This is a genomic window from Maricaulis sp., assembly GCF_048270095.1.
GTDB lineage: Bacteria > Pseudomonadota > Alphaproteobacteria > Caulobacterales > Maricaulaceae > Maricaulis.
The window spans coordinates 39370-62539 of record NZ_JBLWTL010000009.1 but is presented as its reverse complement, the minus strand read 5'-3'; the positions used below and the strand labels follow the sequence as shown (position 1 = coordinate 62539).

Below are 23170 nucleotides of genomic sequence, written 5' to 3'. Positions count from 1 at the left end.
CAGGGTCACAATACGTGAAGCGCCCGACCGCGCCAACCGGTTGCACACCCGCGATACGACAGGGATGATAGGGCGTCGTTTTGATGGAGTTATTGTGAGTGTGAACCTGATCGCCCGGCATGCTTTCCTGCTCGCCTGCCTCGTCCTGGCCGCGCTGCTCCTGGTGGCTGCCTGGGTCTTGCGCGACCAGGTGTATCGCACCTTCCAGGATCCAGGTGTTCCGTTTCAGACCTACACCCCGCCTGAGGGCGCCGACTATGCCGAAACTTCCGGCTGGTATGTCCGTCACGCCTTCACCAATGACGATGAACCGGCCGTCTTCTTCGTCCATCCCACGACCTATTCCGGCGGCGGCAACTGGAATGGCCAGCTCGACAAAGCCAGCTCGGTTGAAGCAATCACAGAGATTGTACTGCCCAATTATGCCGCGCCCTTTGGCAATGCCGGTGCCCTCTACGCGCCGCGCTACCGGCAGGCCTCGCTCTATGCCTTCATGAATAATCGCGAAGACAGCGTGCGCGCCCGCCTGTTTGCCTATCAGGATATCCAGCGCGCCTTCGATGCCTTCACCGCACAGATCGGCGATAGCCGCCCGATTATTCTGGCCGGTTACGGCCAGGGCGGACTCGATGTGCTCGGCCTGTTACTGGATCGTTTTGCCGGAAATACTGACCTGCAGACCCGGCTGGTGGCCGCCTATGTCATCGAATCGCCGGTACCGCTCGACCTGTTTTCCGGACCGCTCAACGCGATTGCGCCCTGCATCACGCCGGAAGATGTGCGCTGCGTCTATGCCTTCACCTCGGCCATGGCCTCCGAAGAGGGCCGGATCCATATCATCACCGAACGCGCCATGAGCTGGACGCCCGATGGCCAGCTCGACTTTGTCGATGGACGCGGCTTGCTATGCGTCAATCCGCTCTTGTCAGCTGTCAGCAATGAATATGCCTCGGCGCGCCTGCATCGCGGCGGCGTCGCCGCTGAAGGGCTCGACCCGGACGCCGTACCCGCTCCGATCCCGGCCCAGACCGGCGCCCAGTGCGCCGATGGCGTACTGTTTTTCGAGCAGCCGCGTTCGCGGGCGCTGCATCGTCCGCGCCGCCTGGTCGAGGACTACAGGCTACCGCCCTTCAATCTCTTCTACGAGGATTTGCGCTTCGACGTCGCACGTCGAAGCCTGAACCTGGCGACCATCCTGCAGGATGAACGCCAATGGGCGCCGACCCTCGATGCGCCAGAAGCCATCGAGGACGCACCGGTGATCGCCATCCCGGACCGGCGCCGCTTCTGACGGGTTTGAACTAGACGCGCTTGGCGATGGCGTCGAATTCCAGCAGGGTTTTCAGCAGGCCTTCAAACTCATGCAACGGCACCATATTGGGCCCGTCCGACGGCGCATTGTCCGGATCGGGATGGGTCTCCATGAAGACAGCGGCGACGCCAATGGCGACGGCAGCGCGCGCCAGGGTCGGAACGAATTCGCGCTGACCACCCGAAGTCGCGCCCTGTCCGCCGGGCTGCTGCACCGAATGGGTCGCGTCGAACACGACCGGCGCGCCGAAACTGGCCATGATCGGCAGCGAGCGCATGTCGCTGACCAATGTATTATAACCGAAGCTGACGCCGCGCTCGCAGGCCATCACATTGGGATTGCCGGCGGCGGCAATCTTCTCGAGCACATTCTTCATGTCCCAGGGGGCGAGGAACTGGCCTTTTTTGACATTGATCACCTTGCCGGTCTGGGCGGCGGCGACCAGAAGATCGGTCTGACGGCACAGGAAGGCCGGGATTTGCAGCACATCGACGGCCTGGGCGGCGATCACCGCGTGCTCGGCGGTGTGAATGTCGGTCAGGACCGGCAGGCCAATGCTCTCGCGGATCTCGGCGAACACCGGCAGGGACGCTTCGAGCCCCATGCCGCGCTGGCTGCTGAGACTGGTGCGGTTGGCCTTGTCGAACGAGGTTTTGTAGATCAGCCCGATATCGAGCCGGTCAGAAATGGCGCGCAATTCCGACGCCACTTCCAACCCGTGCTGACGGCTTTCCAGTTGGCAAGGGCCGGCAATAATGGTGAGCTTGCGGGCATTGCCGATCTCGATCGGATCGCGGCCGGGTCTGGGCAGGGAGATGACGGCATTGAGCTGGCTCACGAAGAATTCCTCTTGCAGGGTGCGAACCGCGCGGGTCCGGCCGATGTGATTTCTGGCAGGCGTGACTGATCCGGTATCTGGTGCGCCACGTACCCAATTCAACCCGTTATCTGTCCACAGGGCTCTCATGGCAACCAATTCCGCCACCGGCGCCGCGCTCGTCTGGTTTCGCCGCGACCTGCGCCTCGCTGATAACCCCGCGCTGCACGCCGCCATCCAGACCGGACGGCCACTCATACTGGTCTTCATCGACCAGCGTGATCGCACCCTGGGCACGGCCCCCGGAGAGGCCGCCGACTGGTGGCTTCAGGGCTCACTGGCCAGCCTGGCACGGGACATTAAAGCGCGAGGCGGCCGCCTGACGCTGCTGCGCGGCGACCCGGCAGACCTTATCCCGTCGCTGGCGCGCGAACACGGCATCGCGGAAGCGTTCTGGAATCGCTCCGGCGAGCCGGCCATTGATGACCGCGACCGCAGCGTCGCCGCCGCACTGCAGACGGCCGGCACCAAACCGCACGCCTTTGCCGGCACGACGCTGATCAACCCCGACACCCTGCTGACCGGCTCGAGCACGCCCTATAAGGTTTTCGGGGCCTTCTGGCGTGCCGCGCTCCGCGATCTGGGCCCCCGACCTGCCCTGCCCGCACCGGAGCATTTGCCCATGGCTGCCCCGCTCCCGACGGGGGCGGCGCTGGAAGACTGGGGTTTGCGCCCGGCGAAGCCTGACTGGGCCACCGGCCTTGATGCCCAATGGAAACCCGGCGAAGCCGGCGCCAAGGAGCGGCTGGACCGTTTCCTCGATGCGGCGCTGAACTCCTATGCCGACGGCCGCGATCGGCCAGACAAGCCCGGCACATCAATGCTCTCGCCTCATCTGGGTTTCGGGGAAATCTCCCCGCGGCAGGTCTGGCACAGCGTGCAGGCACGGCAGGCCGCGGGCGCCGGCTTCCAGGCCACCGAGCGCTTTCTGGCCGAGATTGGCTGGCGCGAATTTGCCTATTATCTCCTGCACCATTTCGACGATCTGCGGACGGTCAATTTCAACCGCAATTTCGATCATTTTTCCTGGCGCAGCGATGCCGCCGGGCTTGCGGCCTGGCAAGCCGGGCAGACCGGCATACCCATGGTCGATGCCGGCATGCGGCAATTATGGACGACGGGCTGGATGCACAACCGGGTGCGGATGGTGTGCGCGTCCTTCCTGGTGAAGCATTTGCGCTGCGACTGGCGCGACGGCATGGCCTGGTTTGAACATACGCTGGTCGATGCCGACCGGGCCGTGAATGCGGCCAGCTGGCAGTGGGTCGCCGGTTCAGGTGCCGATGCTGCGCCCTATTTCCGCATTTTCAATCCGGTCCGCCAGGGCGAGCGCTTCGATCCGGACGGGCGCTATGTGCAGCAATGGGTACCGGAACTGGCAGGCCTGCCCGTGCGCTGGATCCATCAACCCTGGAAAGCCCCCGCGGGCATCCGCCAGGCGGCCGGCCTGAAACTGGGCGGTGATTATCCATTCCCGGTCTGTGATCTGGCAGCCGGACGGGACGCCGCCCTTGCAGCCTATAAGGATATGAAAGCGACCGTTCCGGATCAGCCGCCCGGCTAGAGCAAAACATATCGGACCGATTGCCCGTCGACCTCAAACTCGCAACCGATCCACTCGCCGTCCGTATCATACCAGAGGTCAACACTGAGGCTTCCGGTCATCCGGACCCCACGCGCCTCGACCAAACCGCGGCCCGTGAGAATTTCACGGCGGCCCAGTTCGGTGATCGTGACTGCCATCGGCTCGCCGGTTTCGGTGTTGAGGATTTGCTCCGTGCCTGGCTGATAACCCCGCCAGTGACTGGAGGGGATGAGATCGGTGAAGGCGCTGTCACGGCCCAGGTCGATCGTGTATTCGCGGCCATTGCGCAATGTCTCACCGGCCAATGAAATCAGGTCGTCTCCCTCCCAGGCTTCCTCAATGCTCTGCTCATAGCGGAACACGGTCAGCGGGCCGAACCGGACGGTCAGCTCGATCTCGGTATCCACCCTGAGCTCTCCGTCGGGCGTCCGCGTGAAGCTGACGCGATGCTCGCCGAAGGGCGTTCCATTGCGCAACACCTGGAAATGGATATCAGCCGGCTCGGGCTGGTTTGCTGCATAGGCTATGTCGATGGCGAACAACGCCGCGCAAAAGCCTGCTATCCTGAACACTTCGAATAATGATCTCATACTGTATCTACGCCCCGCTCGCGCCGCCGGATCACAATGACCGCCACCCCATCTGCGCCTCCGAATTGCGCAGAGCGGACGATGGTCAATCCAGGGACAGACGCCATGATTGAAACACCCCGCCAGCCCCGGCCGCGTCCCGCCGGTCCGCAGGCGTGTGGCAGACTTGAGAAATCAAGGTTCCCGTTACCATCCAAAGCTCTATAATATAGCCCAAAGCTCTATAACCCGGATTTCCGAAACGAAAAGGGGCTCCCAGTGCCCGCATGGCCCGCCACATGACCGACCCGCTTATGACTGCCGCCGATGCCCTGACCCGCCTGGGTCAGCCCGGAACAATATTCATCGACGCCAGCTGGACTTATGATGGCGGACCGGTGGTTGAGAGCGAAGGGTTTATTCCCGGCGCGCTGGCTTTCGATATCGATACCGTCAAGGACAAACGCTCCTCCCTGCCGCACATGCTGCCGGAGCCGGACGTGTTTGCACGCCATGTCGAAACCCTCGGAATCGGCAATGATAGCGAGCTGATCGTCTATGACCGCATCGGCCTTTTCAGCTCTCCGCGGGTCTGGTGGACCTTCCGGGTGATGGGCCATGACAATGTCCGCGTCATGGCCGGCGGCCTGCCGGCCTGGATCGCGGCAGGCGGTCCGGTCGAGGATCAACCCGGCGCCGAAGCCGAAGTGCCCGGCGTCTACACGCCCAGCTATCGGCGCGAACTGGTCGCGACCGTAACCGACGTCAAGATCGCCAGCCGCAACGCCTCGCATCAGATCCTCGATGCGCGCTCGCTCAGCCGTTTTGCCGGTCTGGAACCGGAACGCCGCGCCGGGATGCGCAGCGGCCATATACCCGGCTCGACCAGCCTGCCATATGAGAACCTGTTCGATGACGATAATCAGCTGCTCGAGATCGATGACGATCTGGCCTATGATATCGGTCTCGATCCCGATCTGCCACTGATTGCCAGCTGCGGCTCCGGTGTGACCGCGTGCATCCTCGCCCTGGCGCTGGAACGCGCCGGACGGACCTCGGCGGTCTATGACGGGTCCTGGTCGGAATGGGGGTCGCGCACGGACACGCCGATCGTCAAGGGCGGCGGGCGCAGACCACGATGAAGGACGAGACCCGGCTCACCCGTCTGGGACGTCCCCATGACAAGCGCGGCCTGGTCAATCCGGGGGTCGAGCGCGGCTCGACGATTCTCGCGCCCTCGGCAGCACAACTCTATGATTTCCCGCCGGGCATGCCGCATTATGGCCGCGTCGGACTGGAAACCCAGAGCGCCCTGCGCGACGCCCTGAGCGGACTGCAGGGCGGAGCCGGCTGCGCCCTCACCTCTTCGGGCCTGCTGGCCAACACGCTCGCCATCATGACCGTGGTCGAGGCCGGCGGCACTGTGCTGGCCGCCGATTGCATTTACGGTCCGGTGCGCAGCTTCCTGCTCAACACCCTGCCGCGCTATGGTGTCACGGCGAAGTTTTTCGCGCCGCGCATGGGTGCTGAAATTGCCGACCTGATCACGTCCGATACCCAGGCTATCGTGCTGGAATCGCCCGGCTCGCTGACCATGGAATTGCAGGACATTCCGGCAATTACCAAAGTGGCCCGTGACAAGGGCGTGGCGACGATTATCGATGACACCTGGTCGGCCGGACTGACGATGAAACCCCTCGCCCTGGGCGTCGACCTCGCAGCGCAATCGCTGACCAAATATGTCGGCGGCCATTCCGACCTGCTGATGGGTGCTGTGATTGCGCGCGACGACGCCATGGCCCGGCGGCTGCAGACGACCGAGCGCGCCTTTGGCATCCACACCGCGCCTGACGACGCCTATCTCGCCCTGCGGGGCTTTCGCACCATGGCACTGCGCATGCAACGCAGCGAGGCGACCAGCCTCGTCCTTGCCGATTGGCTCGCCGCGCACAGCGAGACTGGCGCCATCCGCCATCCGGTGCGCAACGACCATCCTGACCACGCCATCTTCAAACGTGACTTCACGGGCGGTTGTGGCCTGTTTGCGGTCGAGTTCCCCGGCTGGGATGTGGCAAAGAGCGAGCGCTTCCTCGATGCGCTTGAGATTTTCGGTCTCGGCTTTTCGTGGGGCGGCTTTGAAAGCCTCGCCATCCATTGCGATCCCCAACTCAAGCGGACCGCCACGGCCCACAGGCATGAGGGCGCCCTGATCCGTTTTTCCTGTGGCCTGGAGGCACCGGAAGATCTGATCGCGGACCTGGAAAAGGGTTTCGCGGCGATCAGTTGAGGCACACGGCGAAAGCCCAAACCCTCCAGCCGGCCAAGCAGGGCACCCGTACAAGCGGTGCCTTTCCGCCACTCCCCCCGACGTCATCAGTTCCACTGCCTTGCTCACCGCATTCGGGGTTGACGCCTCAGATGTTATAACGTTTCTTCTGCTCCGTTACACTATAACATTTCGGCAAGGATTGAAGTCATGGCAGGTAACTGGTTGAGCACCGCGTCCGGCATCGCATTGGCCGCGGCATTGGCGGCAGGCGCATCCGCGCAGGACGCTCCCACCCGGGAGGACGTAATCGTCGTCACAGGGACGGCGATCGAGGCTCGTAGCGGAGAGACACTGCAGTCCGTTGATGTGATCAGCCTGAACGATGTCGTCGACTCCTTCGACGGATCGCTGGGAGCATCACTGGCGGCCCTGCCCGGGATCTCCACGACCTCCTTCGGACCAGCCGTGGGCCGGCCGATCATCCGCGGCATGGGCGGCGACCGTGTCCGGATCCTCAACAATGGCGTCGGCCTCGTCGATGCGTCCGGCGTCAGCGTGGACCATGCCACCACCACCGAAGTCCTTGACGCGGAGCAGATCGTAATCCTGCGCGGCCCGGCGGCGATCGCTTATGGCGGTGGCGCAATCGGGGGCGTGATCAATGTGATCGACGGGCGCATCCCGACCAGCCCTGTTGATGGCCTGTTCGAGGGCCAGGCCTATGCCGGGTATTCCTCGGTCGACAGCGGCCATCAGGAAGCCGCGCGAATCCGTACCGGCGTTGGCCCTTTCGTCTTTCAGCTTGAGGCCTCGCACCGCGAAGCCGGCGATTTCGACATTCCCGGTTATGCAGAATCGGCACGGCTGCGTGCGCTTGAAGAGGCTGAACACGACGAGCATGAGCACGAGGAGGATGAGCACGAGGACGAGGAAGTCACCGGCACTGTTCCAAACTCCGGCCTGACCTTTGACACCCTCGGCGCCGGGGCCTCGTTGATCGGTGATTGGGGTTTCCTGGGCATATCGGTGCGCAGCTATGACGCCGAATATGGTCTGCCGGCCCATGACCACCATCACGACGAAGACGAGGATGAGCACGAAGACGAGCACGAGGAAGGCGATCCGAAAATCGCGATGGAACAGACGCGCTGGGACATTCGCGGCCAGTTCAACTTCGATCTGGGCCCGTTCGATCACCTCGATATTTCGTCGGGCATTGCGGACTATCAACATGTCGAGCTGGAGCCGGGTGGCGAAATCGGGACCCTGTTCGAAAGCGATGGCTGGGAAGCCCGTGCGGCCCTCGTCAATGGTCACAGCGAAAGCCGTTGGAACGGCTCGGTCGGAATCCAGATGCTGGAAACCAACCTCGCAGCCTCGGGCGAAGAAGCCTTCATTCCGCCGGTCAGTACGCATGATGTCGGCATCTTCGCGGCCCAACGCTATGACCTCGATGGTTATGGATTTGACATGGGTGCGCGGGTGGAGCGGCGTGAACTGGATACTGCGATCGGAACAGACCGCAGTTTCGACACCGTCAGCGTGGCCGCCGGCGCGTTTATCCGGCCAGCCGACGGCCTGTTTCTCGGCCTCTCGCTCGCACGGACCGAGCGCGCACCAAACGATGCCGAGCTTTACTCCGACGGCCTGCATGCGGCGACGGGCACGGTCGAAATCGGCGAATCCACGCTCGGCAAGGAAACGGGATGGGCGCTGGACGGCACCGCCCGGTGGAGCGGCGGCGCTTGGCGGATGGAGGCAGGAGCCTTCTATTCGCGCTTCAGCGACTTCATTTACCTGGCCCCGACTGGCCTGGAAGATCCCGTTGAGGAAGCCCCGATCTATCGCTATCTGCAGGACGACGCCACGCTGTGGGGCGGCGAGTTCTATGCCGAACGCGATCTCACCGTGATCGGCCCCTGGGCGCTGGTTGGCGATTTCAGCCTGGAGTATGTGCAGGGCGAAACGGACAGTTTCGGCCCCCTTCCCCGCATGCCGCCGCTGTCCACCACGATCGGTGCGGAGTTACAGCGTGAAATCATTGATTTGCGCGGTGAGATTGTCTGGGCAGCTGACCAGGATGACGCAGCCGATTCCGAGCTTCCAACCGATGGCTATACAATGGTCAACCTGTCCGCAGTCGCGCATCCATTCGGATCCGACACCCGGTTGATTGTTGAGGCGAGAAACATCACCGATGAGGAAGGGCGTTTGCACACCTCGCAATTGAAGGACACGATCCCGCTCCCGGGACGTTCCTTCCGGATCGCGATCCTCCAGCGGTTCTGATGACTGGCCGGTGATCACTCCGCCTTCAGGGGCGCGAGTGGTCACCGATCCCGCCGCCGATCCCGCCGCCGACCGCGCATGCGAGGCCGCGACGAACCAAAAATCTGAAAATGGTGCCCCCGACAGGAATCGAACCTGTAACCGTCCGCTTAGAAGGCGGGTGCTCTATCCGGTTGAGCTACGGAGGCGACGCGGCCGACGGCCCGTCCGGTCAGTGTGACCAGGGCTGTTTGCGGTTCGTGGCGAAATTATCGGAATAGGATTTGACGTAGCGCTTGGCTTTCTGCGGCGTCGTCACCTGATAGGGGATGCCCTGCTGGCGCGCATAAGCGACAGCGGCTTCCTGGCTGTCGAAACTCAGACGCACCTGGGCGCGCATGTCCGTGCTCGAGGTCCAGCCCATCAGCGGGTCCGACCGCTCGGCCATTTCCGGCGTGAATTCGAGAAACCAGTGTTTGGAGAGAGCCCGGCCCGATTGCATTGCATTGCGGGCTGGCTGGTAAATCTTCGCAAACATGCGGTTCTCCCCATCATGCTGCGGCCCTGCCTGTTGCGGGCCTTGTAAATGGTCGGGGCGGCAAGATTCGAACTTGCGACCCTCTGGTCCCAAACCAGATGCGCTACCAGGCTGCGCTACGCCCCGAGAGCGTCCTTATGAAAGCGCTTTTGCGGTTAGGCAAGTCTACTGTGCTTCTGAATCTGATTCAGGTGCAGCAACACCCTCTTCTGATGTGGTTTCAAGGGGCTCGACAAGCTCCGCTTCAACCTCGAGCGAACCGAAACTCTCATCGCGCAGGATCGCGCCGGGGCGAATCCCCAGCTCGGCCGCCCGCCCGCCGGCGATTTCAAGCACGGCAGCGACATCGAAATCCGACGCCAGGCTGCGATGCGAACCGGGTTGGGCATTGGCGATCAGTTTCACCACCACGCCGTCTTCGCGGATGAAGAGAAGATCGAGGCTGATCAGCGTATTTTCCATCCACATCGAGGCCCGGCGTGGCGGCATATAGACGAACAGCATCGCCGCATCGGGATCAAGCTGCTCGCGCCCCATAAGGCCGCGCTCCATCTGTTCCGGGGTCGTGGCGATTTCGGCCATGAAGACGTGTTGCGTCTCGCCGGTGTCGAGGGTCAGCGCTTCAGGACCGCCAAACGCGACCGGTGGCAGCGCCAGACCGGCGTCCTGGCCATTATCGGACGCTGGCGCGGCTTGAGTGGTAGCAGCCATTTCGGCCGGCACGGCATCGTCCTGCGCCCAGGCGGGCGCGGCGAAGATCAGGGCGGAGATCAGGATCAGGTTTTTCATGACGGCAAGCTAGCCAAGCCAGAGCCGCGGCGCAATCACGCCGCACCGTCCGCAACAGGCGGTATTCACCCGGTCTAGCCAGCCCCGCCGGCACGGATTTCCGCGGCCAGCGCTCCCTTGGGGCCCTCTACGCAGCGGATTTCCAGCGTTTCACCCGGCTGGACATCTTCCAGACCGGCGCGCCGCAAAGTCGCGGCGTGCAGGAATATATCGCCATCAACCGCGTCGCAGGTGACGAAACCATAGCCGCGCAGGGCATCGAACCATTTGACCACTGCCGCGTGGAAGGGGGTGTTCAGGACGGCATGGGGATGAAAGCGGCGCGGCCGGATCTCGGCCCCATCATCGCCGCCGGTCATTTCGAGGATTTCGACGGCTTGCCGGCCCTTCTCCCCTGTCACAGCGTGGCAGACCACTTTCGCATCGGGCAGTGCCGGACCGTGGCCGTATCGACGCAGACAACTGGCATGGATGAGAATATCGCCGGATCCGTCACTGGCATCAATGAAGCCGTAACCCCGGGCCGGATCGTACCATTTTATGCGCCCCTCAAGGCGGACAAGCACGGTGTCTTCAATCACGTCATGCGCCAGAACCATCACATCACTCGCTTTAACAACCCTACATGAACGTTTTTACACAAATTCATTCATGAAGAGAAGTCTAATCGGGCAATTGGTTGCGTAAACGATCCGCAATATCTTGCCCCTGCGCGGCAATGGCATAAGCGAACCCACTACATATTGTGGGCTGAGCCCGCAGAACCCGCAACCGAATGCGTCTTTTCTGTGACATTCGCCGGCTGCACTTTTCGCCTATCAGGCGAGTCTGTGACGGAAAAAATGAACGGATTCGGCACCAAAGCATCGCCGCCGGAGCGTGTCAGCGGCGTTCACACACCTCGAAACGAATCAATCGGCGCTGTCGGTCCCGGACTCGATCGCGAGCCGGAGCCGATCCGACTCGGCGAGCCGCTCGATCGCCGGCTGGCTGCGATAGATCGCGCTATTGGAGCCATGCTCGGAACATTCAACGGATTCCACCCAGCACCGCCCCTGCGTCGCTTCACGCACAATCGCATCGGCACGCCGGAAAGTAAGCTCGGCCATCCGCTCGCAACTCGTCCCCTCAACGACCCGGACGCGGGCAATACCGCGTGTTCCGAGCGCTTCCAGCGCCGGTCGTTCCGGATCATCGCGCGCGACCAGCAGGGTGTGGTCGAACATGTCGTGAAGCCAGTCGCGGATCAGCCCGAAACCGCCGCGCCCGAAATCGAGCACCCAGCCGCGCGCATCCAGCTGTTCAGCGGCGAACACGAAATGAAACCCGAAGGAATAGCCGTGCAGGAGGTGGCAATCGCTGTCGGCGGCCCATTGCCGCGAGCAGCAGGACAGTCCGCGATCATTGCCATAGGTCTTGGTTGAAAGATGGGCCATGCCCGGCTCTCCCTGCCTGACGGCCTCGTCGAGACCATTACCGATATGTCTGTACCCGATACACCATTCCGGTCCCCGGAAGGGGTGATTTTGCACACATTATCGGGTGGAAGATCGCGTGGTAGGCCCTAGGGGAGTTGAACCCCTCTTTCCAGGTTGAAAACCTAGCGTCCTAACCGATAGACGAAGGGCCCAACGCGATGAGGGCCGTCTAATACGTAAGCCCGGGGCGTGTGGCAAGACGTTGATGTGAAAAAACTTCAGCGAATTGCTGTTGCCATGTCCTCAAGCTGGAACTGGGCCCGGTTTCGGCCGTTCCATTGATCAAGTTTAACACGCCCTGCCACATGCCAGCGGCGTTCATCCGCGGCCAGCAGCGCCTCACCGATGGGTCCGTCGGCCGTGCGGAAGGAAATCCCCTGCAGGGTCGCGCCGCCGCTATCGGTCAGGGTGAAGCGGACATGATCCTTGCCGACGCGCTGGGAAAAACTCACGCGCAGGTCGGACAGCGCGAATCGGGGCTCTGAATTGCCCTGTCCGAACGGGCCGGCGGCCTGGAAACTGCCGGCCAGTTCCGGCGAGACCCCGGCCGCGGTCAAAAGCCCGTCGAGCCGCAACGCCATCGCATCGGTCGCGGCGGCCAGTTCCGGAGCCAATCGCTCGTCGAGAAAGGCCACCAGTTCGTGAATGCGTTCGGCATCGACCGTCAGACCGCCGGCCATGGCATGGCCACCGCCGGAAATCAGCAGGCCGGCCTGGCGCGCCGCCGAAATGGCACCGCCGAGATTGACGCCCGCGACTGAACGCCCCGATCCCTTGCCGAGGACGGGCGAGACGCCGGTATCGAGCCCGATAATGATCACAGGCTTACCATAGCGTTCCTTGACCCGGCCGGCGACGACGCCAATCACGCCGGCATGCCAGCCCTCGCCGGAGGCCACGAGAATGGCACGGTCCTGGCCCTGGCGTTCAATCTGCGCCAGCGCCTCTTCCATCACTTCGGCTTCAATGGCGCGGCGTTCGGTATTGAGCGCATCGAGTTCGGCCGCGATCCCGGCGGCCTCGTCCTCGTCATCGGTGGCGAGCAGCCGCGCGCCCAGATCAGAACGGCCGACACGGCCGCCGGCATTGATTCGCGGGCCAAGCAGAAAGCCGGCATGATAGGTGGTAGCGCTGTCTTCCTTGATGCCGGCCACAAGGGCGAGCTGTCTCAGACCCGGATTGTGCCAGCTGCCCATCGCCTTGAGCCCCTGGGCGGTCAGGGCACGATTAATGCTGGTCAGCGAGACCACGTCGCAAATCGTGCCCAGCGCTGCCAGATCAAGCCATTGCATGAGATCGGGTTCAGGCGCGTCTTCAAAACGGCCACGCCGGCGCCCTTCCCGGTTCAGCGCGACGAGAAAGATGAAGGTCACCCCGGCCGCGGCCAGATGTCCGCAGCCGGACGTGTCGTCGGGCCTGTTTGGATTGACCAGGGCGGCCGTTGGCGGCAAATCCCCGTCCATCAAATGGTGGTCGATCACGATGACATCGAGACCGATCTCGCGGGCGTGCTCGAGCGGGGCATGAGAGGTCGCGCCACAATCGAGCGTGATGACCAGCTCGGCGCCCTGCCCGCGAAGACTGTCGAACGCCGCCGCGCTGGGCCCATAGCCTTCCGCGACACGATCGGGAACATAGAGCATCGCCTCATGGCCCACTGCGCGCAGCCAGCGTCGAAGCTGGGCAGACGAGGTTGCACCATCGACATCATAGTCGGCAAACACGGCGAGTGACCGGCCGGCATCAAGTGCGTCCCAGACGAGACTGGCGGCGCGGTCCATGTCCTGGAAATCCGACGGATCGGGGAAGCTGTCCTTGAGGCGCGGACGCAGGAATTGAGCCGCCGCGCCGGGGTCGACGCCGCGCCCCGACAGCACACGGGCCAGACTGTCAGAGATCTGCTGCTGGCGCGCGATGGCCGCGATATCGGGCTCATTGACCGGCCGCGCAATCCAGCGTCGTCCGGTCAGTGATTTTTCAACGCCGAGATAGGCGGCGGGCACGTCCTCGCGAGGATCAGTCTCCAGGCTCATACCGTCCGCACCCCTCCGGCCCGATCAGGTCTGCTCAGGCCTCTGGCCGGGCGCTGCGAACGCGGCGCACCGAATGGTCAGCCGAATCCAGCACCAGTGTATGCGTGTGGACCATGCCGTCGGCATGACGCACGGCATCAACCAGATCTCCCTGGGTCACGCCCGCTGCCACGAACAGGCATTGGCCGGACGCCAGCTCATCGAGCTCATATTTGCGGTCGAGATCGGTCACGCCGATGCGGCGCGCGCGCTCACGCTCATCATCGGTGCGGAAAAAGAGGCGGGCCTGCATCTGGCCACCGATACAGCGCAGCGCCGACGCGGCCAGCACGCCCTCGGGCGCACCGCCGCGTCCGATATACATATCGACTCCGGTGCCCAGTCCAGCCGCGCCCATAATGCCGGCGACATCGCCATCGCTGATCAGCCGCACCCGGCCGCCAACGGATTTGACGCCATCGATAATGTATTGATGACGCTCGCGCTCGAGCACACACACCGTGATTTCGGACGGCGAGACACCCTTGGCGCGGGCCAGGTTGACGACATTGTCCTGCGGCGACGCGTCGAGATCGATGACGCCGGCCGGCAAGCCAGGCCCGATCGCGATCTTGTCCATATAGGTGTCGGGCGCATTGAGCAGACCGCCGCGCGGGCTGAATGAGACGACGACGAGCGCATTATTCATGCCCCAGGCGGTCAGCGTCGTGCCTTCGAGCGGATCGAGGGCGATATCAATCTCCGGCCCGGTCCCCGTGCCGACTTCCTCACCAATAAACAGCATGGGTGCTTCGTCGCGCTCACCCTCACCGATCACGATACGGCCGCGCATCGGCATCGCATTGAGGCCGGTACGCAAGGCATCAACCGCAGCCTGGTCCGCCGATTCCTTTTCACCACGGCCAATCCAGGCCGAAGCGGCAATCGCCGCCGATTCAGCGGCATTGACCGCCATCAGGGCCAGATCGCTCAGGGCGCGCGTGTCACTCATGCTCATTCTCCTGTGGGGCGCCGGCTCGTCGCGGCGCATGGATGGTCTACAGACTGGAAACTGGATTATTGCGGCGGCGTGGTGCGGGTGCGGCCCTCGGCGACAAAATCATCAACGGCGCGGCGTCCCTCGGCCTCGATCACAGCGATCTCGGCGGCCTGCTGCGCGCGACGGCGCAACACTTCGGCGGCCGCCTGGTCGAGCTGGTCGGCGCCCCGGACCGCCATGCTGTCGGCAGCCACCGCCGGCGGTGCCTTGCGGCCCTCGACATCATGCACCAGCCGATCGCGCACCCAGTCCGGCGTCGAACTCTGGTCGGCCAGCGGCTCGAAGCTCGAACAGGCCCCCAGTAGGAGGCACACTGTCACAACCGGCAAAACCGCCAAGCGAAGGGGCGAAGTCATGCTATCTCCTGACGCTGGACGCGTGTATGGCTTTCTATACGCTCATCATCTCCTGAGTCACCACTCGAACACAAGGAATCGGCATGACCCACGGCTCCGGCAGCGACGACAAGGCCGATACCACCCATCCCTGGGCCAATCTGACGGCGGCAGAACTCGACGCGCTCGACACGGTATCACGCAATCTGATGCAGGCCTCGCTGCAGTCGCAAAAGCTGATGTCCAATGTGATGCAAAAGGCGCTCGAGGGCGAGGCGGTGATGCCGCAGGCCGATCCCTTCCATTCGGCGCCGGAATTCAAGGAAGTCTGGCAACATATCGTCACCCAGCCGGATCTGATGATGAAAGCCCAGGCCGAACTGGCCAAGGGCTATCTCGATCTGTGGAGTAATACGACGCGGCGGGTGATGGACAAGCCGGTCGAACCGACCATCAAGCCGGAACCGGGCGACAAGCGCTGGCGCAGTGATGACTGGACGGAGAACCCGGTTTTCGACGCGATCAAGCAATCCTATCTGATGAACCAGCATTTCATGATGGGGCTGGTCCAGGGCGTAGAGGGCGTTGATGAACGCACCAAGCGCAAGGTGGAATTCCTCACCAAACAGATGACCGATGCCCTGTCGCCGACCAATTTTGCCCTGACCAATCCGGACGTGTTGCGCGAGACGATGCGAACCCATGGCGCCAATCTGACGCAAGGTCTGGAAAACCTGGTCGAGGATCTGCAGGCGGGGGGCGGTGGCCGTCTTGCCCTGCGCCAGACCGATATGGAGGGGTTCCGCGTCGGCATCGACCTGGCCACCACGCCCGGCAAGGTCGTGTTCCAGAACGAGATCATCGAGCTGATCCAGTATGCGCCGACCACCGAAACGGTGAAGGCACGCCCGCTTCTGATCGCGCCGCCCTGGATCAATAAATTCTACATTCTCGACCTGCGCGAAAAGAATTCCATGATCCGCTGGCTGACCCAGCAGGGCTTCACCGTCTTCCTCATCTCCTGGGTCAATCCGGGCAAGGAATTGAAGGACAAGACCTTCGAGGACTATATGCATCAAGGCCTGTTGGCCGCGATTGATGCCATCGAGGACGCAACCGGCGAAACCTCGGTCAATACGGTGGGCTATTGCGTCGGCGGAACCCTGCTCGCCTCGACCCTGGCCTGGCTGGAGGCGAATGGAACGCCGGAACGGATCGCCTCGGCGACCTTCTTCGCGGCCCAGACCGATTTCGAACTGGCCGGCGAACTCCTGCTCTTCGTTGACGATGTCTGGATCGAGGAAATCGAACGCCTGATGGACGCCCAGGGCGGCGTGCTCGACGGACGGACCATGGCGGATACCTTCAACCTGCTGCGATCAAATGATCTGGTCTGGTCCTTCGTCGTCAATAATTACCTGCTCGGTCGCCAGCCGCAGGCCTTCGACCTCCTGTTCTGGAATGCCGACCAGACCCGCATGCCCAAGGCGTTGCATCTCTGGTATCTCAAGAACATGTATCGCGACAACAAGCTGGCCAAGGGCGAGCTGGATTTCAACGGCGTCAAGCTCGCACTCGGCTCGGTCCAGACGCCGGTCTATATGCAAGCCTCTCGCGACGACCATATCGCGCCCTACCCGTCGGTCTATCGCGGCGCCAAGCTCTTCGGTGGCCCGGTGCGCTACATGATGGCCGGATCCGGTCATATCGCCGGCGTGATCAATCATCCCGACGCGCACAAGTATCAATACTGGAGCAATGAGGCCCTGCCCGACACGGTCGAGCAATGGCTCGATGGCGCGACAGAAACCCCCGGCTCCTGGTGGCTCGACTGGCGCGACTGGCTGTACGAGCGCTCCGGCAAGGATGTGGCAGCCCGACAGCCAGGGAGTGGCAAGCTAGCGGTCATCCGGGACGCGCCCGGCAATAATGTAATGGTCAGGAGCGATGCGAAGGACGAGGTAAGGACTGAGGGAGCGGCGCCGGAACCGACACCCGCGAAGCCGAAACCGGCTGCAAAAGCCAAATCCGCTGCAAAAGCCAAACCCTCAGCCAAGCGCAAGCCGGCGACCAAGAGGCCCGTCAAAGCCCGGACCAAGACACCCAGCGCCTCATCCTGATCTCCGTCGGGGCCAGACCGGCCCTGTCTGGTCGGACCCCGGCCCGGACCACAAACAAAAAACGGGCGGCTCCCATAAGGAACCGCCCGTAATTCTTGTAGCCGATAATCGGGTGACCGATTAGCGCTTCGAGAACTGGAAGCTACGACGGGCTTTCGCGCGGCCGTATTTCTTGCGCTCGACGACGCGGCTGTCACGGGTCATGAAGCCACCGGCTTTCAGGACGCCACGCAGGCCGGGTTCAAAGGCGGTCAGCGCCTTGGAGATACCGTGACGCACGGCACCGGCCTGGCCGGACAAACCGCCGCCCTTGACGGTGGCGATAACGTCAAACTCATTGACGCGTTCGGCACATTCCAGCGGCTGCTGCAGCAACATGCGCAGAACCGGACGGGCAAAATAGGTTTCCTGGTCGCGGCCATTGACCGTGATCTTGCCGGAACCGCGCTTGATCCACACACGGGCAATCGCGTTCTTGCGCTTGCCGGTCGCGTAGGCACGGCCGAGGGCGTCGATCTGGGGTTCGACAGGAGCGGTTTCAGCTTCAACCTGGACGGCATCGGCTGCTTTCATGACGACCTTCAGGTCGTCGAGCGAGCGGGCTTCTTCAGACATATCAGCCTCTCGAATTCTTGGAGTTCATGGATTTGAAATCGATCAGCTCGGGCTGTTGGGCCTCATGCTTGTGATCGGTCCCGGCATAAACACGCAGCTTGGAGAATTGCTGACGCGCGAGCGGGCTATCCTTGGGAAGCATGCGCTTGATCGCATTTTGCAGAACGCGCTCGGGAAAACGGCCGTCGAGCAGTTTGGCCGGGCTCGTTTCCTTGATGCCGCCCGGGTGACCGGTATGGCGATAATAGCGCTTGTCTTCACGCTTCTTGCCGGTGAAGACGCACTTCTCGGCATTGACGATGATGACGTGGTCACCGGTATCGGTGTGCGGGGTGAAATCCGGGCGATGCTTGCCACGAAGACGGGTTGCAACAAAAGCGGCAAGACGGCCGACAACGACCCCCTCCGCATCAATCACGATCCACTTGTGGACGACATCCGCGGGCTTTGCGGAAAAGGTTTTCATAATTATCCTGCCTCATGCCTGCTGGCGTGGGTTTGGTTTCGAGCGCGCGGTGTAGGGCGGGATTTTCGCCCGGTCAAGCGGCACACGAATTTCCGCTGCGTTTTTATACAGCTAGGAATGCGGTTATATAATACCGCATCTGGCTGTGATCGTCATCTTCCCGTCGTGATGCGCTTGTATTAGCAAAGCATTCCTGAGCGACCCGGAGCCACGTCATGACCCTCACCCGCCGGCTTTTCCTGCGCAATTCAATCGCCACATCAGCGGCATTCACCGGGCTGGCAAGTTTGGCAGGATGTCAGTCACGCGACATTGGCGGCTATATCAACCAGGTCACGGGCTACGGCCCGCTCAGGGCGGATCCGGCGGAGCTCTTCGATTTGCCCCGTGGCTTCTCCTATCAGGTGCTCTCCACGGTCGGCGACGAGATGACCGACGGTCTTCTCGCCCCCGGCGATTATGACGGCATGGGTTGTTTCGCCCGCGATGACGGCCGCATCGTGCTGGTGCGCAATCATGAGCTCAACCCGGGACAGGTCGAGGTCTCCCCGTTCGGCCCGGTCAATGAGCGCCTTGACCGGATTGATCGCACGCGTGTTCATGACTGGACCGCCGATGGCTTGCCCAATCTGGGTGGCACCAGCCACCTCGTGCTCGATCCGCAGACACTGGCCGTCGAGGAAGAATATCTCTCCCTGGTCGGGACCTATAATAATTGCGCCGGTGGGGTGACACCCTGGGGCAGCTGGATCACCTGCGAGGAGACCACGGTCGGAATCGGCGATGCTGCCCGGGTCGAACACGGCTATTGTTTTGAAGTCCCCGCGTCCGCAACAGGTTTGGTCGCCCCCGTCCCGCTCAAGGCAATGGGCCGTTTTCGCCATGAGGCCGTGGCGATCGATCCCGATACCGGTGTCGTCTATGAGACCGAAGACGAATATGACGGGTCCTGCTTCTACCGCTTCCTGCCGGATGTCCCCGGCGAGCTGAGCCAGGGCGGCCGGCTGCAGGCGCTGGCGGTCCGCGGCCGCCCCGGGCTCGATGTTCGCAACTGGGCCGAGTCCGGCCCGGATGTGGCTGTAGGCGACTGGATTGAGGTTGAATGGGTTGATCTCGACGATGTCGAATCACCCAATGCCGATCTGTGGATCCGCGCCGTTGCCGCCGGCGCAGCCCACTTCAGCCGTTGCGAGGGCCTGTATTGGGGCGATGGCGAATGCTATTTCACCAGCACTGATGGCGGACCGGCCCATATCGGCCAGATCTGGCGCTACCAGCCCAGCCCGCTTGAAGGCCAGCCCGGCGAGAGCGCCCACCCCGCACGCCTGCAACTTTTCGTCGAAAGCGATGACCCGCAAATCATGGAGAAATGCGACAATGTCTGCGTCGCACCCTGGGGCGATCTGATCGTGCTGGAAGACGGCAGTGACGACCAATACATCCGCGGCGTGACGCCTGCCGGTCAGATGTATACGATTGGCCGCAACGCAGCCTCCGGCCCGGACGGCAATAAGAGTGAGATTACCGGTCCATGTTTCAGTCCCGATGGTTCAACCCTGTTCTTCAACATTCAGCGCTATCCCGGCCGCACCTTCGCGGTGCGCGGCCCGTGGGGCGATCGCTCCTTGTAGCGGCGGCGCTCAGCGCACTGGCCGCGTGTGGCCCGACGCCAGAGGAGGCCATCGAGGAGGCCGCCGCACTCGAGGCCAGCAATCGCGAAGTCCTTGTCACCGCGGCCTTTGTCAGGGCCCAAGGCGGCGCGGCGGCCCTCGCGTTCCTGCCCAATCCCGACGCCGCCTCGCTCGGCCTGATTGTCTCCGCGCCGCGTGAGGGCGGGCTCGACCTGTACGATGCCGATGGCGAGCTTCGCACCCGCCATGCCGGTGTGCGGCTCTCTGGCCTGGCGACAGCGCCCGGCTTTCAGCTGCGCGGCGAAAACCTGCCTCTGATCTTCGGGGCCTCCGCCGACGCCAACGCCGTCCTGGGCTATGCCGTCGTCACCGACGGTATTCGCGTTCTCGACCTGCCACTGGCCGAGACTACGCCATCCGACGGTGTGGCCGGTCTCTGCCTGCACCGTGAGGGCGCCGGCTATGTCGATCTGGTGATTCTGGGCAATGGCGCGAGCGCCCAGATCTGGCGGATCCGTGATGCCGGCGAGGATGTCCTGCACGTCGAGCAGCGCCAGAGCTTCGCACTCACCGCTCCGGCCCGCCAATGCGCCACGCTCGATGGCGACATCTATTTTGCCAGCCCGGCCAGCGGCATCACCCGCATCGGGCCGGACGGCGTCATCGAGGCGGAGAACAATCAATCGGTGGTCAGCCTTGCGGTTGGCGATTTCAACGGTTCCCGCCTTGTGCTGGCGACCGACGGGTCGACCGGCCAGGTTCATACATTTTATGCTCTGGATCTGATGCCGGCCTCTGAATTGACAATCATCGACGGTCTGAGCACGCCGGGGATCGACCAGCCATCGGCCATCGCGATCACACCGGTTTCCTATGGCTTCACGGCCTATATCTCGGGAATGATTGCCGTCTTTGATCAGGAAGATCAGCGCATCAAGGTCATCTCCCACGATGCGGCCAGCCGGGCTCTCGTCAGCGCAGACTGATCGCGCCGCCAAGCAATCCCGCGAGGGTGAATAATACACGCCTTCAGGGCCTGTCCGGATTGGACAGGCCCTTTTGCATGGTATGCCCTACATGGCGCGGCGGGCCGTCCAGGTGGCGATGAGCGTGGCAATGAAAAGCAGAATTGCGCCGCCCTGATGCGCCAGAGACAGGCCGAGCGGCACGACCGCCAGAAGCGCCGCAATGCCGAGTCCGATCTGCGCAATCACCAGGGCTGGCAAGATGACCATGAAAGGTTTGAGGGCCACACGCGGTTCACGCCAGATCGCAATCGCGAAGCCCATCACGGCCAGCGCGACGACATAACCCGTCCAGCGATGGTTCATCTGCACTGCCGCATGGCTCTCGAACACCGCCTGCATGAAAGGCAATCCAGCGAGATAGTCCTCTGGCACCAATTGGCCATTCATCAACGGCCAGGTGTTGTAGATGCGTCCGGCATCGAGGCCGGCAACGAATGCCCCCAGCATGATCTGGACGAAAACCAGAACCAGCAGCGCGGCTGCCGCGCCAACCAGCCTGCCCTGGCGCACGGGTGGCGGGCCCGTGCGCGCCGTCAATCCAAACCAGACGCTGGCGCCGAGGATCAGGAAGGCCATCCCCAGGTGCACAGCCAGCCTGTACTGGCTCACATCCAGCCGGTCGACCAAGCCGCTGGCGACCATCCACCAGCCGATACCGCCTTGCAGCGCGCCGAGGCCCAGCAGTGCCAGAAGACGGGGTTTGAGATGGGCGCTGATCGAGCCGCGTAGCCAGAACACCAGCAGGGGCAGGCCATAAACCAGACCGATCATGCGGCCGAGCTGGCGATGCGCCCATTCCCACCAGAAGATGGTTTCATAATCGCCCAGCGTCATGGCGGAATTCTGCTCCTGGAATTCCGTCGTTTGCTGGTAGAGGCGGAAGGAGGCTTCCCAATCGGCTGTGGTCAAGGGCGGGATGGCGCCGGAGATCGGCTTCCATTCGGTAATTGACAGGCCGCTATCGGTAAGGCGCGTCGCCCCGCCGACAAGGATCATGGCGCAGACCATAAGGGCAACGATGAAAAGCCAGTTCGAGACGGCCTGGCTGGACGTGGAGCGATAGGGCATGGGGCCTCCTGCAATGGAAGGCTTGGTAACGCATCACGCGCCGGGAACAAGACGAAATGGCGGCGGTTTGATGTCGCAGGGCCCGCTCGGCCAGCTTACCGGTCAGCCGGGACACGGAAACCGTCAGACTGGGCAGTGGTTAGGCCAGGAAATGGTCGGAACGGCGAGATTCGAACTCGCGACCCCTCGCCCCCCAGGCGAGTGCGCTACCGGACTGCGCTACGCTCCGACTTTCCTTGAACAGGCGGGCCAAAGCCAGCCTCAACGGGGAAGCCGGTTATAGGCACAGCTCCCGGCCTCCGCAACAGCGCGTTCAGCGCAAAGGCAGGACGGGACTATCGCGGTTCAAGGACAGATTTCAGCCTGGCCCGGGCCGCTTCCAGCTCGCGCAGAACATCGGTAATCTTGCGCTCCGGGTCGCCCGGTGCGAGCGGCGGGCGGGTCGGGAGGTCGAGCGCTTCGCGATCCGCGGCGTCGACCGCGACCGGTTCACGCGGCACACCAGGTGCGACCGGATCCAGCAGCGCAGCGACGCCATTATCGGCAATGAATTTGCGCGCGCCCTTGATGGTGAAACCGTCTTCATACAAAAGACGCTTGATCCCGCGCAGCAGCGCCAGGTCCGCGGGCCGGTAGAAGCGACGCCCGCCTGCCCGCTTGAGCGGACTGACTTGCGGAAATTTGCTTTCCCAGAATCGCAAGACGTGCGCCGGCACTTCAAGCTCTTCAGCGGCCTCGCCAATGGTCCGGAACGCGTCCGGAGATTTCTCTGTGACCGACATATCTGTCTCGCGCCGGCCTTCGGCTCAAACCGTGACTAGTCTTTCGACAGAGCCGAATCGACGCGCTCCTTGAGCACCTGGGAAGGCTTGAAGACCAGGACACGCCGGGCTTCGATCGGCACTTCAATTCCCGTCTTCGGATTCCGCCCGACCCGGCCACGCTTGTCACGCAACAGGAAAGAGCCAAACGACGAGAGTTTTACCGAATGTCCCGATGCCAGTGTGTCCGACATCAAAGCGAGTACTGACTGGACCAGGTCCGCCGATTCCTGCCGGGACAAACCGACTTCCCGGTAGACGGCCTCAGCCAGATCGGCACGCGTTAAAGTTTTATCTGACATAGTAATCCCCAAATCAGAGTCCCGAGT

22 protein-coding genes and 4 tRNA genes are annotated in these 23170 nt (G+C 62.9%); 8 read left to right on the top strand and 18 right to left on the bottom strand.

Annotated elements, in window-relative coordinates:
• The first annotated feature begins 94 nt into the window (after nt 1-94).
• Nucleotides 95-1291, top strand: a complete 1197-nt coding sequence (locus tag ACN0YJ_RS07460; protein WP_417495799.1) for a DUF3089 domain-containing protein — start codon at nt 95-97, stop codon at nt 1289-1291.
• Nucleotides 1292-1301: 10 nt separating this feature from the next.
• Here the strand turns inward: ACN0YJ_RS07460 and kdsA are convergent, their stop codons facing one another.
• Nucleotides 1302-2150 (bottom strand): 3-deoxy-8-phosphooctulonate synthase, encoded by an 849-nt coding sequence (kdsA, locus tag ACN0YJ_RS07455; RefSeq protein ID WP_417495798.1) that lies wholly within the window; start codon nt 2148-2150, stop codon nt 1302-1304.
• A 127-nt stretch (nt 2151-2277) separates the two neighbouring features.
• Between kdsA and ACN0YJ_RS07450 the strand changes: the two genes are divergently transcribed.
• Nucleotides 2278-3753, top strand: a complete 1476-nt coding sequence (locus ACN0YJ_RS07450) for a cryptochrome/photolyase family protein (RefSeq protein WP_417495797.1) — start codon at nt 2278-2280, stop codon at nt 3751-3753.
• Here the strand turns inward: ACN0YJ_RS07450 and ACN0YJ_RS07445 are convergent.
• Complete coding sequence (locus ACN0YJ_RS07445) at nt 3750-4364, bottom strand: DUF6134 family protein (protein ID WP_417495796.1); 615 nt, start codon at nt 4362-4364, stop codon at nt 3750-3752. The genes ACN0YJ_RS07450 and ACN0YJ_RS07445 overlap by 4 nt on opposite strands.
• Nucleotides 4365-4642: 278 nt before the next feature.
• Here ACN0YJ_RS07445 and ACN0YJ_RS07440 point away from each other — a divergent pair, with 278 nt between their 5' ends.
• The 3 genes from ACN0YJ_RS07440 to ACN0YJ_RS07430 all read left to right on the top strand — a co-directional run bounded on the left by ACN0YJ_RS07440 (nt 4643) and on the right by ACN0YJ_RS07430 (nt 8901).
• Entirely contained in the window at nt 4643-5485 is an 843-nt protein-coding gene (locus ACN0YJ_RS07440) for a sulfurtransferase (protein WP_417495795.1), read from the top strand.
• On the top strand, nt 5482-6630 hold the full coding sequence (gene metC / locus ACN0YJ_RS07435; RefSeq protein WP_417495794.1) for a cystathionine beta-lyase: 1149 nt from the start codon (nt 5482-5484) through the stop codon (nt 6628-6630). The genes ACN0YJ_RS07440 and metC overlap by 4 nt, the downstream gene beginning before the upstream one ends.
• A 189-nt stretch (nt 6631-6819) precedes the next feature.
• A complete protein-coding gene (locus ACN0YJ_RS07430) occupies nt 6820-8901 on the top strand; it encodes a TonB-dependent receptor (protein WP_417495793.1) in 2082 nt (693 codons plus the stop codon).
• Between the two features lie 111 nt (nt 8902-9012).
• Here ACN0YJ_RS07430 and ACN0YJ_RS07425 read toward each other — a convergent pair.
• The 10 genes from ACN0YJ_RS07425 to ACN0YJ_RS07380 all read right to left on the bottom strand — a co-directional run bounded on the left by ACN0YJ_RS07425 (nt 9013) and on the right by ACN0YJ_RS07380 (nt 15113).
• Nucleotides 9013-9089, bottom strand: a tRNA-Arg gene (locus tag ACN0YJ_RS07425).
• 23 nt (nt 9090-9112) lie between these two features.
• Complete coding sequence (locus ACN0YJ_RS07420) at nt 9113-9418, bottom strand: ETC complex I subunit (protein ID WP_417476253.1); 306 nt, start codon at nt 9416-9418, stop codon at nt 9113-9115.
• Between the two features lie 49 nt (nt 9419-9467).
• Nucleotides 9468-9544, bottom strand: a tRNA-Pro gene (locus ACN0YJ_RS07415).
• A 39-nt stretch (nt 9545-9583) separates the two neighbouring features.
• The gene (locus ACN0YJ_RS07410; RefSeq protein ID WP_417495792.1) at nt 9584-10207 is read right to left on the bottom strand and encodes a DUF192 domain-containing protein; all 624 of its coding nucleotides are present in this window, start codon (nt 10205-10207) and stop codon (nt 9584-9586) included.
• Between the two features lie 74 nt (nt 10208-10281).
• Nucleotides 10282-10806, bottom strand: a complete 525-nt coding sequence (locus tag ACN0YJ_RS07405) for a cold shock domain-containing protein (protein WP_417495826.1) — start codon at nt 10804-10806, stop codon at nt 10282-10284.
• Between the two features lie 312 nt (nt 10807-11118).
• Nucleotides 11119-11643 (bottom strand): 6-pyruvoyl trahydropterin synthase family protein, encoded by a 525-nt coding sequence (locus tag ACN0YJ_RS07400; protein ID WP_417476256.1) that lies wholly within the window; start codon nt 11641-11643, stop codon nt 11119-11121.
• A 119-nt stretch (nt 11644-11762) separates the two neighbouring features.
• A tRNA-Glu gene (locus tag ACN0YJ_RS07395) sits at nt 11763-11837 on the bottom strand.
• Between the two features lie 66 nt (nt 11838-11903).
• Entirely contained in the window at nt 11904-13718 is a 1815-nt protein-coding gene (gene recJ, locus ACN0YJ_RS07390) for a single-stranded-DNA-specific exonuclease RecJ (RefSeq protein WP_417495791.1), read from the bottom strand.
• Between the two features lie 34 nt (nt 13719-13752).
• A complete protein-coding gene (gene glpX, locus ACN0YJ_RS07385) occupies nt 13753-14709 on the bottom strand; it encodes a class II fructose-bisphosphatase (RefSeq protein WP_417476260.1) in 957 nt (318 codons plus the stop codon).
• A 65-nt stretch (nt 14710-14774) separates the two neighbouring features.
• Nucleotides 14775-15113 (bottom strand): hypothetical protein, encoded by a 339-nt coding sequence (locus tag ACN0YJ_RS07380; RefSeq protein ID WP_417495790.1) that lies wholly within the window; start codon nt 15111-15113, stop codon nt 14775-14777.
• 83 nt (nt 15114-15196) lie between these two features.
• Between ACN0YJ_RS07380 and phaC the strand changes: the two genes are divergently transcribed.
• Nucleotides 15197-17212, top strand: a complete 2016-nt coding sequence (gene phaC / locus ACN0YJ_RS07375; RefSeq protein WP_417495789.1) for a class I poly(R)-hydroxyalkanoic acid synthase — start codon at nt 15197-15199, stop codon at nt 17210-17212.
• Nucleotides 17213-17332: 120 nt separating this feature from the next.
• Here the strand turns inward: phaC and rpsI are convergent, their stop codons facing one another.
• On the bottom strand, nt 17333-17827 hold the full coding sequence (gene rpsI / locus ACN0YJ_RS07370; RefSeq protein ID WP_417476266.1) for a 30S ribosomal protein S9: 495 nt from the start codon (nt 17825-17827) through the stop codon (nt 17333-17335).
• Between the two features lies 1 nt (nt 17828).
• Nucleotides 17829-18293, bottom strand: coding sequence for a 50S ribosomal protein L13 (rplM, locus tag ACN0YJ_RS07365; protein ID WP_091767314.1), 465 nt, complete (start codon nt 18291-18293; stop codon nt 17829-17831).
• A gap of 215 nt (nt 18294-18508) precedes the next feature.
• On the opposite strand from rplM, the gene ACN0YJ_RS07360 reads away from it, so the two are divergent.
• Together ACN0YJ_RS07360 and ACN0YJ_RS07355 are read left to right on the top strand one after the other, a co-directional pair.
• Nucleotides 18509-19924, top strand: a complete 1416-nt coding sequence (locus ACN0YJ_RS07360) for an alkaline phosphatase PhoX (protein ID WP_417495788.1) — start codon at nt 18509-18511, stop codon at nt 19922-19924.
• Nucleotides 19903-20910 (top strand): hypothetical protein, encoded by a 1008-nt coding sequence (locus ACN0YJ_RS07355; protein ID WP_417495787.1) that lies wholly within the window; start codon nt 19903-19905, stop codon nt 20908-20910. Before ACN0YJ_RS07360 ends, ACN0YJ_RS07355 begins: the two co-directional genes overlap by 22 nt.
• Before the next feature lie 87 nt (nt 20911-20997).
• Here ACN0YJ_RS07355 and ACN0YJ_RS07350 read toward each other — a convergent pair whose 3' ends face one another.
• The 4 genes from ACN0YJ_RS07350 to ACN0YJ_RS07335 all read right to left on the bottom strand — a co-directional run bounded on the left by ACN0YJ_RS07350 (nt 20998) and on the right by ACN0YJ_RS07335 (nt 23143).
• Nucleotides 20998-22020, bottom strand: a complete 1023-nt coding sequence (locus tag ACN0YJ_RS07350) for a COX15/CtaA family protein (protein ID WP_417488735.1) — start codon at nt 22018-22020, stop codon at nt 20998-21000.
• Between the two features lie 152 nt (nt 22021-22172).
• Nucleotides 22173-22249: transfer RNA gene (locus ACN0YJ_RS07345), tRNA-Pro, on the bottom strand.
• A gap of 106 nt (nt 22250-22355) precedes the next feature.
• Nucleotides 22356-22802 (bottom strand): MerR family transcriptional regulator, encoded by a 447-nt coding sequence (locus tag ACN0YJ_RS07340; RefSeq protein ID WP_417495786.1) that lies wholly within the window; start codon nt 22800-22802, stop codon nt 22356-22358.
• Nucleotides 22803-22837: 35 nt separating this feature from the next.
• A complete protein-coding gene (locus ACN0YJ_RS07335; RefSeq protein ID WP_091767329.1) occupies nt 22838-23143 on the bottom strand; it encodes an integration host factor subunit alpha in 306 nt (101 codons plus the stop codon).
• Nucleotides 23144-23170 lie beyond the last annotated feature (27 nt).

Excerpts from the sequence above, each read along its gene's own strand:
- ACN0YJ_RS07350 (WP_417488735.1), bottom strand. The coding sequence starts at position 22,020 with ATGCCCTATCGCTCCACGTCCAGCCAGGCCGTCTCGAACTGGCTTTTC.
- rplM (WP_091767314.1), bottom strand. The coding sequence starts at position 18,293 with ATGAAAACCTTTTCCGCAAAGCCCGCGGATGTCGTCCACAAGTGGATC.
- ACN0YJ_RS07380 (WP_417495790.1), bottom strand. The coding sequence starts at position 15,113 with ATGACTTCGCCCCTTCGCTTGGCGGTTTTGCCGGTTGTGACAGTGTGC.
- ACN0YJ_RS07430 (WP_417495793.1), top strand. The coding sequence starts at position 6,820 with ATGGCAGGTAACTGGTTGAGCACCGCGTCCGGCATCGCATTGGCCGCG.
- recJ (WP_417495791.1), bottom strand. The coding sequence starts at position 13,718 with ATGAGCCTGGAGACTGATCCTCGCGAGGACGTGCCCGCCGCCTATCTC.
- ACN0YJ_RS07335 (WP_091767329.1), bottom strand. The coding sequence starts at position 23,143 with ATGTCAGATAAAACTTTAACGCGTGCCGATCTGGCTGAGGCCGTCTAC.
- ACN0YJ_RS07405 (WP_417495826.1), bottom strand. The coding sequence starts at position 10,806 with ATGGTTCTGGCGCATGACGTGATTGAAGACACCGTGCTTGTCCGCCTT.
- ACN0YJ_RS07410 (WP_417495792.1), bottom strand. The coding sequence starts at position 10,207 with ATGAAAAACCTGATCCTGATCTCCGCCCTGATCTTCGCCGCGCCCGCC.
- phaC (WP_417495789.1), top strand. The coding sequence starts at position 15,197 with ATGACCCACGGCTCCGGCAGCGACGACAAGGCCGATACCACCCATCCC.
- ACN0YJ_RS07440 (WP_417495795.1), top strand. The coding sequence starts at position 4,643 with ATGACCGACCCGCTTATGACTGCCGCCGATGCCCTGACCCGCCTGGGT.
- ACN0YJ_RS07420 (WP_417476253.1), bottom strand. The coding sequence starts at position 9,418 with ATGTTTGCGAAGATTTACCAGCCAGCCCGCAATGCAATGCAATCGGGC.
- ACN0YJ_RS07340 (WP_417495786.1), bottom strand. The coding sequence starts at position 22,802 with ATGTCGGTCACAGAGAAATCTCCGGACGCGTTCCGGACCATTGGCGAG.
- ACN0YJ_RS07400 (WP_417476256.1), bottom strand. The coding sequence starts at position 11,643 with ATGGCCCATCTTTCAACCAAGACCTATGGCAATGATCGCGGACTGTCC.
- ACN0YJ_RS07450 (WP_417495797.1), top strand. The coding sequence starts at position 2,278 with ATGGCAACCAATTCCGCCACCGGCGCCGCGCTCGTCTGGTTTCGCCGC.
- glpX (WP_417476260.1), bottom strand. The coding sequence starts at position 14,709 with ATGAGTGACACGCGCGCCCTGAGCGATCTGGCCCTGATGGCGGTCAAT.
- ACN0YJ_RS07360 (WP_417495788.1), top strand. The coding sequence starts at position 18,509 with ATGACCCTCACCCGCCGGCTTTTCCTGCGCAATTCAATCGCCACATCA.
- metC (WP_417495794.1), top strand. The coding sequence starts at position 5,482 with ATGAAGGACGAGACCCGGCTCACCCGTCTGGGACGTCCCCATGACAAG.
- ACN0YJ_RS07445 (WP_417495796.1), bottom strand. The coding sequence starts at position 4,364 with ATGAGATCATTATTCGAAGTGTTCAGGATAGCAGGCTTTTGCGCGGCG.
- rpsI (WP_417476266.1), bottom strand. The coding sequence starts at position 17,827 with ATGTCTGAAGAAGCCCGCTCGCTCGACGACCTGAAGGTCGTCATGAAA.